This is a genomic window from Amycolatopsis anabasis, assembly GCF_009765355.1.
In the GTDB taxonomy this organism is placed as follows: Bacteria; Actinomycetota; Actinomycetes; order Mycobacteriales; family Pseudonocardiaceae; genus Amycolatopsis; species Amycolatopsis anabasis.
On record NZ_VTHK01000025.1, the window covers coordinates 91580 to 108036 of the forward strand.

Genomic DNA, 16457 nt, shown 5'->3' on the forward strand with positions numbered 1-16457 from the left:
AAAACCGGCGAAAGCGCGAGGTCAGCGCCTCGAACACACGTTCGAGTGAACCGGTAGGGCGTGTCGCCACGGTCCTGTCGGGCAGTTTCCTTACCGTCGAAGGCGTGAGAGCGCTGCACACCTCGGACTGGCACGTCGGCCGCACCTTCCACGGCGCCGATCTGCTCGCCGACCAGGAATTCGTCCTCGACCGGTTGGCCGCCGTCGTGGCGGACGAATCGGTCGACGTCGTGCTGGTCTCCGGGGACGTCTACGACCGCGCGGTGCCCTCCGCCGAGGCCGTCCGCGTCGCCACCACCGCGCTCGGCAAGATCCGCGAAGCCGGCGCGCAACTCGTGATCACCCCGGGAAACCACGATTCCGCGGCACGGCTCGGCGCGTTCGAGGAGTTCGCCGCCGCCGGTGGCCTGCACCTGCGCACCCGCGTCGACCGCCTGCACGAGCCGATCCTGCTCGCCGACGAACACGGGCCGGTCGCCTGCTACGGCATTCCTTATCTGGAGCCGGAACCGGCCCGCCACGCGCTCGGCGTCCCGGAGGCGAAGGGCCACACCGGCGTGCTCACCGAGGCGATGCGCCGCATCCGCGAGGATCTGGCGCGCAGGCCGCCCGGCACCCGGTCCGTCGTGCTCGCGCACGCGTTCGTCACCGGCGGCGCCGGGAGCGATTCCGAACGCACGATCGCGGTCGGCGGCGTCGAACAGGTGCCGGGTTCGGTGTTCGACGGCGTGGACTACGTCGCGCTCGGCCACCTGCACGGCCCGCAGCGCCTCGCCGAACACCTCCGCTACTCGGGCAGCCCGCTGGCCTATTCGTTCTCCGAAGCCACGCACCGCAAATCGGTGTGGCTGGTCGATTTCGACGCGCGCGGCCTGGCCGAGGTCCGGCGGCACGAACTGCCGGTGCCGCGGCGGCTGGCCACGCTCACCGGGCGGCTCGGCGAGCTGCTCGAAGACCCCGCGCACGCCGAACGGGAGGACGACTACCTCTCGGTCACCCTCACCGACACCGTGCGCCCGGTCGACGCGATGCGGAAACTCCGCGACCGGTTCCCGCACGCCGTGCACCTCGACTGGCAGCCCGAGGGCGGTGCCGGTTCCGCCGCGCTGCGCTACGCCGCCCAGACGAAGGGCCGGTCCGACGAGCAGATCGCGCACAGCTTCCTCGCCGACTGCCGCGGCGCCGAGCCGAACGACCGCGAACGCGTCCTGCTGCGCACCGCCCTGGAAACCGCCGGAAAGGGGGAGAACCCGTGAGGCTGCACCGGCTCGAGGTCTGCGCGTTCGGCCCGTACGCCGGGCGCGAGGTCGTCGACTTCGACGCGCTCGGCGCGGACGGCCTGTTCCTGCTGCACGGCGACACCGGCGCGGGCAAGACCACCCTGCTCGACGCGGTGGCGTTCGCCCTCTTCGGCGTGGTGCCCGGCGCCCGCGGGCAGGTGAAGCGGCTGCGCTGCGACCTCGCCGAAGCCGACGTGCCGACCGAGGTCGTCCTCGAGCTCACCGTGCAGGGACAGCGCCTGCGCGTGGTCCGCAGCCCGGAGTACGAACGGCCCAAACGCCGCGGCGGCGGCGCGACCTTGCAGAAGGCGAAGGCCTCGCTGACCTGGATCGACCGGCCCGCCGAGGCGGTGACCAGGATCGACGAGGTCGCGCGCGCGGTGCAGCGGCTGATCGGGATGAGCGCCGAGCAGTTCTTCCAGGTCGTCCTGCTGCCCCAGGGCGAGTTCGCGCGGTTCCTGCGCGCCGAGACCACCGAACGCGAGCAGCTGCTGGAGCGGCTGTTCGGCACCCAGCGGTTCGCCGACACCGAGCGCTGGTTCCGGGAGCTGCGTGCCGAGCGCAGGCGGGCGCTGGACGAGCGGCGCCAGGCGCTGCGCGAATGGGTCGCCCGGCTTTCCCAAGCGGCCCAACAGGAAACGCCCGATGAGGTCACGCCCGGCTGGATCGACGAGGTCCAGGAGAACGCGCGGCGGGCGGTCGCCGAGGCCGCGGAAGCCGAACAACGCGCACGAACCGCGCGCGAGGAAGCGGAGAACCTGCTGACCGCGCGGCGCACGGCCGCCGAACGCGTGCACCGCGTGCGCACCGCGCACCGCAAACTCGCCGCCCTCGCCGAACAGGAGCCCGAACGCGCCCGGTGGGCGGCGGAGATCGCGGCGGCGCGGCGGGCGGCCACCGTCGCCGGGGTCGCCGAGCAGGCCGATCGGTACGCGCATCAGCTCGAACGGGCCCGCGAAGCCGAAACCGCGCGGGTCCGCGCGCTCGTCGCGGCGGGCTACCGCGAAACCGGCGCCCCGGTGGCGGAACTGCGCGCCCGCGCCGGGACGTTGCGGGAGGAGGCGGGCGCGCTCGCCGGCCTGGTCGCCGAGGCCGAGCAGCAAACCCTCGATCAGCGTGCGATCGTCCGGCTCACCGAGACCGCCGACTACGCCGCCGACCAGGTCCGTGCGATCACCGAGAAGCTCGCCGGGATTCCGGAACGCGTCCAGGAACTGCGCGAGCAGCTGAACGAGGCCACCGCGGCCGAGGCGAAACTCGACGGCGTGCGCGCCCGGGAAGCCGAACTCGCGGCCGCGGTCGCCGACGCCACCGCGCTGCCCGGCGCCGAGCGGAAGGCCGCCGACGCGCACGCCCGGCTGCTCGAGGCCACGGACGCGCACCAGCGGGCCCGCGAACACCGGCTCCACCTGCGCGAGCTGCGGCTCGAGGGGATGGCCGCCGAACTCGCCGCGGGCCTGTCCGCCGGGGACCCCTGCCCGGTTTGCGGCGGTGTCGAACACCCGGCCCCGGCGCGTCCCGCGGCCGGATCGGTGGATCAGGCCCAAGAAGCGGCCGCGGAACGGGCCGAAGCCGCCGCCGAACGGAAGCGGACGGCCGCCGAGAAGGCGAAACACGAGGCAGAGCAGGCCCTCACCGCCCTCCGGGAGCGGTTGCACGGCCGGACCGGGGACGCGCTCGCCGCCGAACTCGCCGGTGCTCGCGCCGAACTCGCGGACCTCACCGCCCTCGCCGGGCGCCGCGCCCGCCTCGCCGCCGAGGCGCGGTCGGTCGAGGGGGAGGCGGAGGAACTCACCGAACAGCGCCGCACCGCGGAAAACCGCGCGGCCACGGCCGACGCCGAACGGCGGGCCCTGGCCGAACGGGTCGCCGAACGCGCGCAACGCCTCGAGGAAGCGCGCGGGGAGTTCGCCGACGTCGCCGCGCGCCGCGCCCAGCTGACCGGTGTGGTCCGCGCGCTGGAAGCGCTGGCCGAGGCCCGGTCCGCGAGCGCGGCGGCTCAGGACCGGCTCGACGAGCAGCGCGCCGCGCTCGAAGAAGCCCTGGCCCAAGCCGAATTCGCCGATGTCCCGGCACTCCGCGCGGCCATTCGTGACGAGAAAACCGTGGCGGACCTGGAAAACCGTCTGTCCGAAGCGGACAAAGCGGAGGCGGTCGCCCGGGATACCCTGGCCGAACTCGCCGAGGTTTCCCCGGACGACGAGGTGGATGTGGAATCCGCGCGACGGGAAGCCGAACAAGCCCGGGAACGCGCGGAATCGGCGGTCGCGGAGCTGCGCGGAGCGACCGCGCGGGCCGCGGAACTGGAGAAACTCGCCGGGCGGTTGCACGAGGCCGCCGCGGAACTCGCGCCCGCGGAAGCGGAGTTCGCCGAACTCGACGCGCTCACCGAGGTGGTCAACGGCCGCGGCCAGAACGCCCGGAAGATGTCCCTGCGCTCGTACGTGCTCGCCGCGCGCCTGGAAGAGGTCGCGCTCGCCGCGACCGCGCGGCTGCGGAAGATGAGCCAGGGCAGGTATTCCTTCGTGCACTCGGACGCGGCCGGAGCCCGCGGCACGCGCGGCGGCCTGGGCCTGGACGTGCTCGACGACTACTCCGGCCAGATCCGCCCGGCGAAGACGTTGTCCGGCGGGGAATCGTTCCTCGCCTCGCTCGCGCTAGCGCTCGGCCTCGCGGACGTGGTCGCCGCGGAGACCGGGGGCGCGCTGCTGGACACCCTGTTCGTGGACGAGGGTTTCGGCACGCTCGACGCCGAAACCCTGGACGTGGTGATGAACATCCTCGACGAACTGCGGGCCGGTGGCCGGGTCGTCGGCCTGGTTTCGCACGTCGAGGAGCTCCGCCAGCGCGTGCCGACCCGGTTGCGGGTCCGCAAGGCCCGCACCGGGTCGACGCTGGAATTGCAAGGCGTCTAGTTCTCGGTGTCCTCGTGGTCGAGGAGCCACCGCTTCACGTCGACGCCCCAGCGGAACCCGCCGATCCCGCCGCCGGTGCGCACCACCCGGTGGCAGGGGACGAACAGCGCCGCCGCGTTCCGCGCGCACGCCGTCGCCGCCGCGCGGACCGCGGCCGGGCGGCCCGCCAGGAGCGCGAAGTCCGCGTAGGTCACCGGTTTCCCGGCGGGCACGGTCCGCAGTACATCCCAGGCGCGCTGCAGGAACTCGCCGGAACGCTGGCGCACGGCGATGTCCGCGGCGGCGTCCAGTTCCCCGGCGTGGTAGCGGCGGACCGCCGTGCTGACCGGGCCGAGGTCGCGCTTCTCGCGCAGTTCGTCGGGGGCGAGGGACGCCGAGATCAACGGGGTCAGCTCGCCGACGTCGCCGGTCCAGCCGGACGCGAGGACCGCGCCGTCGGACGCGACCACCGCGGTGAACGGACCAGCCGGTGTGTCCATTGTGGACCAGTGGGCGATGCTCATGGAATTCTCCTTGTGCTTGTTGACGTTTATGCGGCGCTCGCGCGCCAGAGGTACATCCCGGCGTAGGACCGCCACGGCCGCCACGCCTGGGCGCGTGCGGTGAGCCCGTCGACGTCGTCACCGAGGCCGAGGGCGGCCGCGCCCTTGCGCAGCACCAGATCGCCGGTGAGCAGCACGTCCGGGACGCCGAGCACGCGCATCAGTACGTAGTCGGCCGTCCACGGGCCGATCCCGGGCAGGGCGAGCAGTTCGGCCCGCAACTCATCGGGGTCCCGGCCGACGTGCACCTCGACCTCGCCGGACGCCAGCGCCCCGGCGACCGCGCGGATCGCGTCGACGCGGCGCCGAGGCCCGCGCAGGACCTCGGTGCCCCGTTCGGCCACCGCGGCCGGGCTGGGGAACAGCGTGGTGAGCGTGGCGGTCGGGCCGTCGTGCTCGACCGGCAGCCGCTCGCCCAGGTCCGCGGCGAGTTTGCCCGCGGCCGTGCGTGCGGCGGCGACCGACACCTGCTGGCCGAGCATCGCGCGCAGCACGAGCTCGGGGCCGTCGACCGCGCCCGGCACCCGGATGCCCGGGGTGGCGGCGACCAGCGGCGCGAGTGCCGGATCCGCGCCCAGCACCCGGTGCACGGCCGCCGGATCGGCGTCCAGGTCGAGCAGCCGCCGGACCCGGGTGACCGCACTGCTCAGGTCGCGCACGTCGGCCAGCCGCAGATCGCAGCGGACGTGCCCGTCGCGCGGGGTGAGCCAGGCGGCCCCGGTGCCGTGCGGCAACCGCAGCGTGCGCCCGTACCCACCGCCGTCCGCGGCGACGTCCTCGACGCCGGGCACCGCGCGGTCGGCGAAGAAGCGCAGCACACCCGCCGCGTCGAGCGGCGCCCGGAACGGCAGCCGCAAGCTCAGCCGTGCGCCCGCTTTGACCTCGGTCGCCGTGGTCCCGGCGCGGCGGCGGACCCCGCTCGCGGCCGCGCGCAGCTGCGACGGGGTGACCGCGAACACCTCGCGGATCGTGTCGTTGAACTGCCGGATGCTCGCGAATCCGGCGGCGAACGCCACGTCGGCCAGCGGCAGTTCGGACATCTCGATCAGCAGGCGGGCCGAATGCGCGCGGTGCGCCCGGGCGAGTGCCAGCGGTCCGGCACCGAGTTCCGCGGTGAGCACGCGGCCCAGCTGGCGCTCGGAGTAGCCGAGCCGTTTGGCCAGCCCGGGCACGCCTTCGCGTTCGACCGTGCCGTCGGCGATCAGCCGCATCGCGCGGGCGGCCAGGTCGGCGCGCAGGTTCCACTCCGGGGAGCCGGGCACCGCGTCGGGCAGGCAGCGGCGGCAGGCGCGGTAGCCGCCCGCCTGCGCCGCGGCCGACGTGGGGTAGAAGCGCACGTTCGTCGGCTTCGGCGTGATCGCCGGGCAGGACGGGCGGCAGTAGATGCCGGTCGTCCGCACGGCCATGATGAACTGCCCGTCGAAGCGGGCGTCCCGCGAGGCGACCGCGCGGTAGCACCGCTCGGTGTCGCGCCAGATGCCCTGCTCACGGACCATGGTCAGTTCGGTCATGGCATCGATACTGCCAGCCGGTCAGGGGCCTGACTGGCGGAAATCCGCCATCACGCTGAACCGGGTGGGCGGCGGCGCCGGTGGGGGCGGCACGTAGACTGCGCGGTCGTGAGTCTGACCCTCGGCATCGTCGGCCTGCCCAACGTAGGCAAGTCAACCTTGTTCAACGCGCTGACGCGCAACGACGTGCTCGCCGCGAACTACCCGTTCGCCACGATCGAACCGAACGTCGGCGTCGTGCCGCTGCCCGATCCCCGGCTGGACAAGCTCGCCGAGCTGTTCGGGTCCGCGAAGACCGTACCGGCCGTCGTGTCGTTCGTGGACATCGCGGGCATCGTGAAGGGCGCCTCCGAGGGCGCCGGGCTCGGGAACAAGTTCCTCGCCAACATCCGCGAAGCGAACGCGATCTGCCAGGTCATCCGCGTGTTCGACGATCCGGACGTGGTGCACGTCGACGGCCGGATCGACCCGTCGAGCGATATCGAGACGATCAACACCGAGCTCATCCTGGCCGATCTGCAGACGCTGGAGAAAGCGTTGCCGCGCCTAGAGAAGGAAGCCCGGACGAAGAAGGAGAACCGGCCCGCCGCGGAAGCCGCCCAGCAGGCCAAGGAAATCCTGGACTCCGGCCGCACTCTGTTTTCCGCGCAGAAGGAATTCGACACGAGCCTGGTCCGCGAACTGAGCCTGCTGACCACCAAACCGTTCCTGTACGTGTTCAACGCGGACGAAGGTGTGCTCACGGATTCTTCGCGCCGCGAGGAACTGACCAAACTGGTCGCCCCCGCCGACGCTGTGTTCCTGGACGCCAAAGTCGAAGCGGAACTCCTCGAGCTCGATGACGAGGAATCCGTGCGGGAACTGCTGGAATCGGTCGGCCAGGAGGAACCGGGTCTCCACGCACTCGCCCGAGCCGGTTTCCACACCCTCGGCCTGCAGACCTACCTGACCGCCGGCCCGAAGGAAGCCCGCGCCTGGACGATCCCCCAAGGCGCCACCGCCCCCCAAGCCGCCGGCGTGATCCACACCGACTTCGAACGCGGTTTCATCAAGGCCGAAGTGGTCTCCTACGCCGACCTGATCCAAGCCGGCTCCCTGGCCGCCGCCCGCTCCGCCGGCAAGGTCCGCATGGAAGGCAAGGACTACGTCATGACCGACGGCGACGTGGTCGAATTCCGCTTCAACGTCTAGCTGGTCGAAAGGCGTGACGTTGGGGCATCGAGGCTTGTCGTCTTGAGCGCCTCGCGGGCATTTGTTCTTGTCAAACAATGGATTTCCGCTACCGATAACGGCAGGGCTGTTGCTTCCGGCGGGTCGCCGACGTTTAATGGTAGCCCACGCTAAGCCGTCGGCTTGGTGCGCTCAGTCACCGCATCGAGGGGTGGGAGGTTCCTGCGATGGGCCGGAAAGAGCCGCAGAGCGTGGTACCACCGTGGACACCGCGAGACGAAGCACTGCGCTACACCTGCTACCTCGCTGCGCTGCTGGCGGGCGGACATGATCTCAGCCAGGTCGCCGAAGTATTCGCCCCCTTTCCGGCCACGAACACCGAAGACGAACGGCTGTGGGTGATGGGGCCGTTCCTGTTGTCGGACTTCCGTTCGCTGGGTGACGGGAGTTGGCAGGTCACCACACCGATGGTCTTTGGCACTGGGGCGCTCGGGGTGGGGCTTGTCGCCGGATCGTTGATCGGGGGTTCGATCGCCAAGTCGCGGGCGCGTCGTGCCGCGCAGATGGCGGCAATACCGCGTTGGGTGCCGATAGAACAAGGAACGCTTTATGTGAGTCAGCGGGGCTTCTATCTGCACACGCCCCGCGTTATGCGGTGGCACTGGGAAGCCGTGACCAGTGCGGCGATGGTCGCGCCTGCGACTGTGCATTTGGCCGGAAATAGCGACAACGGTCCGATATCCTGGATTCTACAATCTGATTGGGCCGAGCTGGTATTCGTGTCGTGGGCTTACACCATGCATCCGCGGCATCCGCAACTCATCACCGGTGAATGGCTGCCACCAGGCTGGATGGAACACGCGCATTATCACCAGCGCGCGCCCGAACCCGTGCCGGCCATCTCGCCCGCTCCTCCGGCGCACAATGAGGTGGCGTCCGAGATAGAAGCTCCGCCGAGCTAGTTTCCTAGGTTTTCCGGCTCGTTCGGGGATGGCGGCGGGCGTATTCGCGGACTCGGTGCCGGTTGCCGCAGTCGTCGGGGTCGCACCAGCGGCGGCTGCGGTTGCGGGTGGGGTCCAGGAAGAACGAGCCGCATCCCGGGCCGTCGCATCGACGCAGCCGGGTGAGGTCCGCGTCGCGCAGCAGGTTCACCACGTGAGCGCAGAGCCGCGGCGGCAGGGTGGCCGCGTCCGTCCCGGTCACGTGCAGGCGCAGGGGTAGTCCGGGTTCCGGTGTCGCGGCGCGGAGGAATCGCCGGTATTCGGTGAGGATCCGGCCCAGCTGGTCCGCGCCGGGATCGTGGCCGTCCAGATGCGCGTCCAGCACGGCGATCGTGGTGTCGCGCAGGGTGCGGACCCGGTCCAGTTCGGCGGCGTGCTTGCCCTGCTCCCCGAGGGGAGCGGCGTCCGGGCAGACCGTGGCGTACCAGTCGAGGAGATCCGGCCAGCCGTGCAGCCGATCGATCGATCGGGCCGGATCGAGGCGCCAGGCCCTCGTGTTGCACAGATCCAGCGCCACATGACCGCCGATGGTGAGCCATGGGCGGCGTGATGCGGAACCCATGGCGTCTAGTGTACACATGGTCTAAGTAAGTTTAGAGCATGTGGCACTGGGGAGGTCGGTGGAATGCTCGCGCACGCGCTCGGGGTGGCGGGGATCGTTCTCAACCTCACGTTCATCTGGCCGCAGGTGTGGCGGGCCCGCCGCTCGGTCGTCGGGATCTCGCTGGGGACCGTGCTCGCGGGCTACAGCGCCCGGCTGCTCTGGTCGATCTACGCGGTGCGCGCCGACGATGTGGAACTGTTCCTCGGGCAGGCGCCGATCGCGCTGGGATTCCTGATCGTCGCCGGTTTCGTGTACCGCGGCGAGCCCACCGCCCGGCGGACGGTCCCGCTCGGGGTCGCCGCCGTGACCCTGGTGGTCGCCGCGCTGACGCCCTGGCACACGATCCTGTCCGTCGTCGCGGTGATCGCGGCCGCGGTCGTGAACCTCCCGCAGATGATCCGGGTGATCCGCGAACCCGGGCGGGTGGCCGGAGTGTCGCCCGCGATGTACTGGCTGGTGGCCTCCGCCAGCGCGGTCTGGCTGACCTACGGATTCCTGGTGCACGACCTGACGATCTCGGCGCCGCACTTCGTCCTGTTCCCCACCGGCCTGGTGACCGCCTTCGTCGTGCAGCGTCACCGCAAATCTCCCGTACGGACGCCGAGCGCGGATAGTGGCCTGCGACATCCGGGTGATTCATGACCACGATCATCAAAACTGTGACGCACAGCGCGAAGGCAGACACTTAGAGTTCGTTCAGGGGCAAGGTCGGCCGACGAGGTGGGGACGGGCTGAGCATGGCAAAGAGCAAGGGGCAGCAAAGGCGTGAGCGCCAGCGGCGGGAGGCTCTCCAAGCGCAGAAGGTACAGCAACAGCTTCTTGCACAGCAGAAACGGGAGGTCGAACGCCAGGAGCGAGAAGCGAAACGCGCCGAAGAAGTGGCAGACCGCGAGCGACGTGCTCAGTACGTCGCCGAGCGGGTCGCGGAGGCCGAGGAGCTCACCGCGGCAGGAGAACGACGCAGCAACGAGCTGTCAACAGTTCTGCTGACAGGGTTGAAACGCCGAACTCCGCTTGATTTCGGCAGTATGCGGCTGGCGTTCGCGGCCGCGGACTTCGTACCCGGTGATCTGGGTAAGGCCGAACCAGCACCACGCTGGCAAGATTTCGCCCGGCCGAACCTGGCTTGCTGTCACGTATGTTCGGCGGAGACAGTCGGCGGAATCAGGCCGAACAGCAAGCTCGGCTGCGGTTCGAGCAGGCGCAAGCAATTTACCTCCAGCGAGAGGAGCATCGCAAAGCCGAGCTGGACCGAGTACGTCAGCAGCATCTCGGGCGGGAGACCGAGCGCAAACAGTACGTTGATCAGCACAATGCGCAAGTCGATGCATTGCAACGAGCGTTCCGCGCTCATCAGCAAGATGCGGTCGAGCGCTGCCTGCGGCTGGCCTTGGAAGCGGCCGTTCTTCCCAGAGGTGTCCCCGTTGAAGCCGAGGTTGGCTACCGGCCGGACAGTGGACAGGTGTTAGTTGTTCGTGAACTGCCGGACACCGACATCATTCCTACCGAAGCCACATTCCGGTATGTAAAGACGCGCGACACGATCGATTCCACGCCGCGCAAGGCAGCCGAAGTGCGGCAGCGTTATGCTGACCTGATCTCTCAGATCGCACTGCTTACCCTGCGCGATACCTTCTTGGCCACAGAAGCGCAGCAAGTCCGCGAAGTCACTGTGAACTGCCACCTATCGACAACCGACCGGGCGACCGGGCAGCCGATCCGACCGTGCCTACTCACTGTCTCCGCCTCGCGAGACAGTTTCGACGCGCTCGTGCTGGACCGTCTTGAACCGAGGGAATGCTTACGTTACCTGAACGCCTTGATGTCACCGCATCCCTACGATGTCGAACCGATCAAGCCCATCTTCGACCCGGATCTATCCCGGTTCCGCCTGGTCGACGCTCATTCCGTCGCTGCCGATTTGGACTCTCGAACGGTTCTGGTCGAGCAATCGCCGAATGAATTCGAGCATCTCGTCCGCGAATTGTTCGAAGCGATGGGTATGAAGTCCTGGGTGACGCAGGCATCCCGGGATGACGGGCTCGATGCGGTCGCTGTCAATCCGGACCCGGTCATGGGTGGCCTGGCAGTCATTCAGGCCAAGCGTTACGTAAACGTAATTCCCGCCGAAGCCGTGCGAGCGCTCTGGGGCACGATGGAGGACAAGAAGGCTGGCACTGGAATCCTTGTCACCACTTCGTATTTTGGCAAAGCCAGTCATGACTTCGCGCATCGCAACGAGCGCATCCGACTGATCGAAGGGCCGGAGCTTAAACATCTCATCAGTGAGTATCTTGACAAAGACGTCATCCCGGGCGCGAAGGAACCACCCAGGAACAGGCGTTGAGCGACGGCTGTCAGCTGGCGTCGTAGCTTGCTCGCAGATATGGCTCTGCTCGCGCCAGGTCGGCCGAACTCTTCAGCCGGAGTTCGAGATCTCCGGTGCCGAAATGGCCGATGTTGCGTACGTCTCGTGAGAATCCGGCTTCCAACTCGACCGAGTCCGGGTTCACTTTGAGGTAGATGAGGAGCGCGCGACTCTGTGGATGAACCTCGACACAGGCGAAATTCTTCAGCCGCTTGTATGCGAAGTAGAGCTTACGGGTGGTTTTCTGGATGTCATCGCCGAATGCCATGAGTTGCGCGTCGAGATCTGCGTAGAGATTTTTGAGCGATTCGGGTGCTTTGCTCAAGTACTCGGTCACCGTCTGCTCGGACGATGCAACCTGTGGGCGGGGAGTGTGCGTGGCCGTTGGCGCGGGGGCGGTTGTGCTGACCGCTGTAAGCAGTTCCAGGGCCAAGAGCTCGCCATCGAAATCGCGGTAGCGAACGAGCTCGATATTATGATTGTTCTGTCGAACCGCGTGCTCGTCGTACCGGGTGAAATCGCCGGCAACGCAGACCAACCTTGGATTGGTCCAGTCAATGAGTGCCGCCGCCTCCGCACCGAGCCGTTCCATCACGAGCAACTTGAACTCGCCCTGATGGTCGAGCAGCCAGTCCAGGTAGAACAGACCTTGGTTGATCACGTTTTCGTCCCGCGATCGCTTGTACTCGAAGATTACCGGTGATCCCGTTTCGTCAATGCCCAACGAGTCGATGCGGCCGCGATGCTTGGTGCCAGTCGAGTACTCCGTCGCCAGGAACCGGACCCCGAACAGCGTTTCCAAGTTCGACTCGATAATCCGTTGGAGCTGACGCTCCAGCGCAACCGAGCTGCCGGACAGCTCCCTTGCCTTGCCGCGATCGATCCGGAACAGTTTGAGGTCACTCATCGACTACGTCGTCCTCCCAATCCACGCTCACGAATCGCAGATTACCGGCGAGCGTCTGGGTGGGAGATCCCGGTTTCCGGACGTTCCGCTTCAATGCTGCGGGGGTTCGCGCAGGGCGCGGCGCGTGAGCAGGACGACGGCCGTGGTGCCGAGCAGGCCGACCGCGCAGAGGACCAGGCTGGGGCGGACGAGGGTTCCGGCGAGGCCGGCGAGGGCGATCCCGATGCCCTGCACGGTCATCAGGCCGCTGGTCTGGACGGTGAACAGGCGGCCGCGGTAGTTCGGGCCGGTTGCGGTCAGGATGAGCGGGTCGATGCCCTGGTTGAAGGCGAAGCCCGCGCCGGACACCGCGACCAGGGCGACCGCGACGGGGAGCGGCGGCACCGCGACGAAGAAGATCGCCGGGAGCTGGCTGGCCAGGACCAGGGGGAGCACCAGGCGGCGGCGCAGCGGTGGCCGGAGGCGGGCGACGATCAACTCGCCGAGGACCGTTCCGGTGGCGTAGCCGGTGAACAACGCGCCCGCCGCGGTCACCGCGGCGCCGGTCTGGGCGGTGTAGGCGACGGCGAGGCCGTCGTGGACCGAGGCGAACAGCGGCACCGCCCACGACAGCAGGATGAGCCGCCGCAGCGGCGCGGTCTTGAACACGTACTTCAGACCGTCGGCCGAGGCGCGCACGACGGCCGCGACGGACTTGTCGCCGTCCGCCGCGTTGGGCGGGGTGGCCGGGGTGCACAAACCGATCAGGGCCGCCGAGGCCAGAAAGCTGACGACGTCGGCGGCGAGCAGCCAGGTCGGTCCGATCGCGGCGACCAGCACGCTGCCGATCCCGAATCCGGCCAGCACGGTGGTCTGGCTGATCGTGCGCAACAGGGATCGCCCGACCGGGAACGTGTCCGCGTCCAGCAGCCGGGAAAGGCTGGCGGCCCGGGCGCCCTGGAAAACCGGGGAAACGACGCCGGTCACCAGGAGCAGGCCCAGCAACGCGAGCACCGGCATCCCCGGGACGAGCATGCCCGCCACGCACACCGCGCTCACCAGATCGCAGCAGACCAGCACGCGCCGCGCCGGGTACCGGTCGGCGATCGACGACAGCACGGTGCCGCCCAGCGCGTAGGGCAGGAACGAGCAGACCAGAACCAGCGCCGAGAGCAACGCGGAACCGGTGCGCTGGAAGATGAGAATGGACAGGGCGACCTCGGCGGCGAGCGTGCCCGCCATGGACACCGCATGCGCCACGAACACGCTGCGCAGCCCCGGCACCCGCAGCACCGCGCGGTAACCGGGCAGGACGGGGGCGCCCGTGGTCATCGGGTCCCGTTATTTTCGCCCATAGCCGGAAAGTACCCGATTTCCCGTTGCTGTCATCCCATTGCGGAGCCGGTCACTCGAATGTAGGCAGACGATCGTCGCGGGTTCTAATACCTGGTTTAAAACTTGATCGTTGCGGGGTTTAGAAGACTAGCTCAAGGGACTCTTGACAGCGCGCTGGGACGTTCGGCAACCTCAAATCCAAGGTCACATTTTCCAGCCTCGGAGGGGGTTTGGTTCGTGAGCGTTTCCGGTGTGCGGGCATTACTCGATCCAGCGGTGCTTCCCGATCCATTTCCGCTCTACCGGGAATGGCGCGAAGACGAACCGGTCCGCTGGGACACCGATATCGACGCCTGGGTGGTGACCGGTTATCGGGAAAGCCGGATCCTGCTGCGGGACAACGACCGGTTCGGTTCGGACTGGCGGCGGATCGGGGAGACGACGCCCCCTTCGCTGCTGAGCATCCAGACCCTCGATCCACCGGCGCACACCGAGATCCGGCATCTGATGCTGGAGGGGCTGAAGGCCGTGGACGCCGCCCGGAAGCTGGAATCCGCGCTTCCCGGCCAGGTCGACGGGCTGCTGGCCGCGGTCGAACACCAGGAGACGGTCGACTTCGTGAAGGCGTTCGCCGAACCGCTGACCCTGTGGGCGGTGACCGGGCTGCTCGGGGTGCCCCAGCCGGACAAGGACTGGTTCGTACCGCTGTCGAACACCATCGTCGACGGGATGGACGCCGCCCTCCGGCCCGAGTGCTACGAGCCGGGAGTGGCGGCCCGGGCGGAACTGAGCGCGCTGGTGTCCGAATGGATGAAAGCGCCGCCGCCGGGCGGGTTCGCCGACTACGTGATCCGGAAAGCGGAATCCGAGAAAATCGCCCGGGACGTTCTGTGGAATACCGTCCGGGTCGTGCTGCAGGCAGGTTTCCAGACCGCGAGCCGATTTCTCGCCACCGGTCTGCTCGCGATTCTGCGTATTCCGCCCGGGCTGCGGCAGCCGATCGAAACCGAGGTCGCGGTCAATGAACTGGTGCGTTTCGCGGGCCCCGTGCACGCGGAGAGCCGGGGATGTGTCGAGGACACCACGCTCGGCGGTAAACGAATTCGCAACGGTGATGAGGTGACCGCGCTGCTCGGGGCCGCCAACCGGGACCCCGCGGCCTTCGAAAACCCCGATGCCCTGCGCTGGGACCGCACCCCCAACCAGCACCTCGCGTTCGGTCGCGGCCCGCACGCCTGCCTGGGCGCGCCGTTCGCCGTCCAGATCGCCCGCGCCGCCTTCGCCGCCATCACCCGCCGCTACCCGGACGCGGAACTCGCGGCCGAACCGGTGTACCGGCCCAACGTCACCGAGCGCGGCCTCTACGGCCTCGAGGTGTCCCTTCGCGGGAACAGCGACCGAGCGAAAGGGGGTGACCACCATGCGGCACAACCACTGAACAGTTGACTGAGATCACTCGCCTGCCGGACCGGAATTCCCGGACCCGGCAGGCGTTCTCGTGCGGGGCGGTGGGTTCGGGCAATGGATACGAGCCGCTGGACCCGTGCACGGGTCGCGTCTACGCCTCGGACTGGGTCAACGCCGACCTCGACGATGTCGAGAATGCGACGGCTCCACGCGCCGGGAGGTGCTGCAGGACACCGGCTACTGTCTATCCACTGTGGACGATCTGCCACCCGATGTCGGGGATCAGCTCGCACCGGTTCCGGTTCTTCACCGGAAGCGGTGCCGTCCGGGGCGGGGAGCCGGAGAGCGCCGAGTCCGTGCGGATCGACTGGATCGCCCTCGACGAGGTGCCCGCGTTGCTGACCGGCGGCCGGATCGCCGACGGGCCGACCGTCACCGCGCTCGCGACCTACCTGGCGACCCGCTCATCGCGCGGCTAATCTCGCGGAAATGAGGCAGCCCCTGGATCCGGACATGTTCGACCCGGCCTGCCCGTCGGGCGTCACGCCGTTCCGCATCGGCGACAAATGGGCGGGCATGGTCGTGCTGTGCCTGGAAGACGGGCCCCGCCGCTTCTCCGAACTCCAGGTGCCGTTGCGCGGGGTCACGCCGAAGGTGCTCACCGAGACCCTGCGGGCCCTCGAACGCGACGGGATGATCACCCGCACCGCGTACCCGGAGATCCCGCCGCGCGTCGAATACGAACTCACCCCGCTGGGCCGCACCCTGTTCGAACCGATCGCGGCCTGCCGGGAGTGGGCGAACGAGCACCTGCCGACCCTGCTCGCCGCCCGCGAATCCTTCGACCGCGCACGGTAAGCAAGAAGCCCGGCGCCGGGCTTCTGAAGAAACCCGGGTCAGCCCGCGGCGCCGAGCAGGATCACGGCGAGCAGGGTGACGGTCGTGGCGAAGACGGTGACCCAGGCGCGCTGGGCGGAGGTCAGGGCGGGGGCGTTGTTCATGGCGAGGTCCCAACGGGCGTGGCCGACTCTTTCGCCCGGGGTAACGCCTTGATCACACGATCCGTTAACAACTCCGCCGCAGTGTGGCGAAGATCACCATTCCTCGCGATCTGCGCTGGTCAGCGCGGTTGGTGATGCCGGTTGCGGACGGTGAACCACAGCACCCCCGCCGCGGCGCCGACCATGAGCACGAACGCGAACCCGCCGACGATCACCGCCTGCGCGATGCCGTCGGAACCCGCGGCCGCGGCCGATCCCGAGCCGCGGGCCGGGACGGTGGATTCGGCCGCACCGGCCGGTGCCGCGCCACCGAGCAGCACCGCGAACAGGACCCCGAGCGCGGCCACCACCCGCGCACCCGTCGTAGAAATGATCTTGAACATTTGCGCTCCCTCCTACTGGGGGAACGCACGGACCCCGGGCCGATGTTGCCGCGG

At 69.1% G+C, this 16457-nt stretch carries 15 protein-coding genes; 9 read left to right on the forward strand and 6 right to left on the reverse strand.

Features of this window, described 5'->3' with window-relative positions; all coding sequences use genetic code 11:
* Positions 1–104: 104 nt before the first annotated feature.
* Both FXO23_RS29160 and FXO23_RS29165 read left to right on the forward strand, forming a co-directional pair.
* Positions 105–1256 (forward strand): exonuclease SbcCD subunit D, encoded by a 1152-nt coding sequence (locus FXO23_RS29160; RefSeq protein WP_179956910.1) that lies wholly within the window; start codon positions 105–107, stop codon positions 1254–1256.
* Positions 1253–4195, forward strand: coding sequence for an AAA family ATPase (locus FXO23_RS29165; protein WP_158888670.1), 2943 nt, complete (start codon positions 1253–1255; stop codon positions 4193–4195). Before FXO23_RS29160 ends, FXO23_RS29165 begins: the two co-directional genes overlap by 4 nt.
* Here the strand turns inward: FXO23_RS29165 and FXO23_RS29170 are convergent.
* Entirely contained in the window at positions 4192–4698 is a 507-nt protein-coding gene (locus tag FXO23_RS29170) for a methylated-DNA--[protein]-cysteine S-methyltransferase (protein WP_158888671.1), read from the reverse strand. The two genes, FXO23_RS29165 and FXO23_RS29170, sit on opposite strands and share 4 nt — an antisense overlap.
* Positions 4699–4724: 26 nt before the next feature.
* Positions 4725–6248: a DNA-3-methyladenine glycosylase 2 family protein gene (locus tag FXO23_RS29175; protein WP_158888672.1), complete on the reverse strand. Its 1524-nt coding sequence runs from the start codon at positions 6246–6248 to the stop codon at positions 4725–4727.
* 108 nt (positions 6249–6356) lie between these two features.
* Here FXO23_RS29175 and ychF point away from each other — a divergent pair, with 108 nt between their 5' ends.
* Together ychF and FXO23_RS29185 are read left to right on the forward strand one after the other, a co-directional pair.
* Entirely contained in the window at positions 6357–7439 is a 1083-nt protein-coding gene (gene ychF / locus FXO23_RS29180) for a redox-regulated ATPase YchF (RefSeq protein ID WP_158888673.1), read from the forward strand.
* A 206-nt stretch (positions 7440–7645) separates the two neighbouring features.
* On the forward strand, positions 7646–8380 hold the full coding sequence (locus tag FXO23_RS29185) for a hypothetical protein (RefSeq protein ID WP_158888674.1): 735 nt from the start codon (positions 7646–7648) through the stop codon (positions 8378–8380).
* 4 nt (positions 8381–8384) lie between these two features.
* Here the strand turns inward: FXO23_RS29185 and FXO23_RS29190 are convergent, their stop codons facing one another.
* Positions 8385–8981, reverse strand: a complete 597-nt coding sequence (locus FXO23_RS29190) for a CGNR zinc finger domain-containing protein (RefSeq protein WP_158888675.1) — start codon at positions 8979–8981, stop codon at positions 8385–8387.
* 63 nt (positions 8982–9044) lie between these two features.
* Between FXO23_RS29190 and FXO23_RS29195 the strand changes: the two genes are divergently transcribed.
* Together FXO23_RS29195 and FXO23_RS29200 are read left to right on the forward strand one after the other, a co-directional pair.
* Entirely contained in the window at positions 9045–9665 is a 621-nt protein-coding gene (locus FXO23_RS29195) for a hypothetical protein (protein WP_158888676.1), read from the forward strand.
* 496 nt (positions 9666–10161) lie between these two features.
* A complete protein-coding gene (locus FXO23_RS29200; RefSeq protein ID WP_158888677.1) occupies positions 10162–11370 on the forward strand; it encodes a restriction endonuclease in 1209 nt (402 codons plus the stop codon).
* A gap of 10 nt (positions 11371–11380) precedes the next feature.
* Here the strand turns inward: FXO23_RS29200 and FXO23_RS29205 are convergent, their stop codons facing one another.
* The gene (locus tag FXO23_RS29205) at positions 11381–12298 is read right to left on the reverse strand and encodes a DUF5655 domain-containing protein (protein WP_158888678.1); all 918 of its coding nucleotides are present in this window, start codon (positions 12296–12298) and stop codon (positions 11381–11383) included.
* A 90-nt stretch (positions 12299–12388) separates the two neighbouring features.
* Entirely contained in the window at positions 12389–13609 is a 1221-nt protein-coding gene (locus tag FXO23_RS29210; protein WP_158888679.1) for an MFS transporter, read from the reverse strand.
* Between the two features lie 240 nt (positions 13610–13849).
* Between FXO23_RS29210 and FXO23_RS29215 the strand changes: the two genes are divergently transcribed.
* From FXO23_RS29215 to FXO23_RS29225, 3 genes are read left to right on the forward strand one after another with little or no spacing between them, the layout of a single operon-like run.
* Positions 13850–15058 carry a cytochrome P450 gene (locus tag FXO23_RS29215; RefSeq protein WP_158888680.1) on the forward strand — a complete coding sequence of 403 codons (1209 nt, stop codon included), beginning with the start codon at positions 13850–13852 and terminating at the stop codon, positions 15056–15058.
* Entirely contained in the window at positions 15055–15498 is a 444-nt protein-coding gene (locus tag FXO23_RS29220) for an NUDIX hydrolase (RefSeq protein ID WP_158888681.1), read from the forward strand. Before FXO23_RS29215 ends, FXO23_RS29220 begins: the two co-directional genes overlap by 4 nt.
* A 10-nt stretch (positions 15499–15508) precedes the next feature.
* The gene (locus FXO23_RS29225) at positions 15509–15877 is read left to right on the forward strand and encodes a winged helix-turn-helix transcriptional regulator (protein ID WP_158888682.1); all 369 of its coding nucleotides are present in this window, start codon (positions 15509–15511) and stop codon (positions 15875–15877) included.
* A 262-nt stretch (positions 15878–16139) separates the two neighbouring features.
* Here FXO23_RS29225 and FXO23_RS29230 read toward each other — a convergent pair whose 3' ends face one another.
* Positions 16140–16403, reverse strand: coding sequence for a hypothetical protein (locus FXO23_RS29230; protein ID WP_158888683.1), 264 nt, complete (start codon positions 16401–16403; stop codon positions 16140–16142).
* Between the last annotated feature and the right edge of the window lie 54 nt (positions 16404–16457).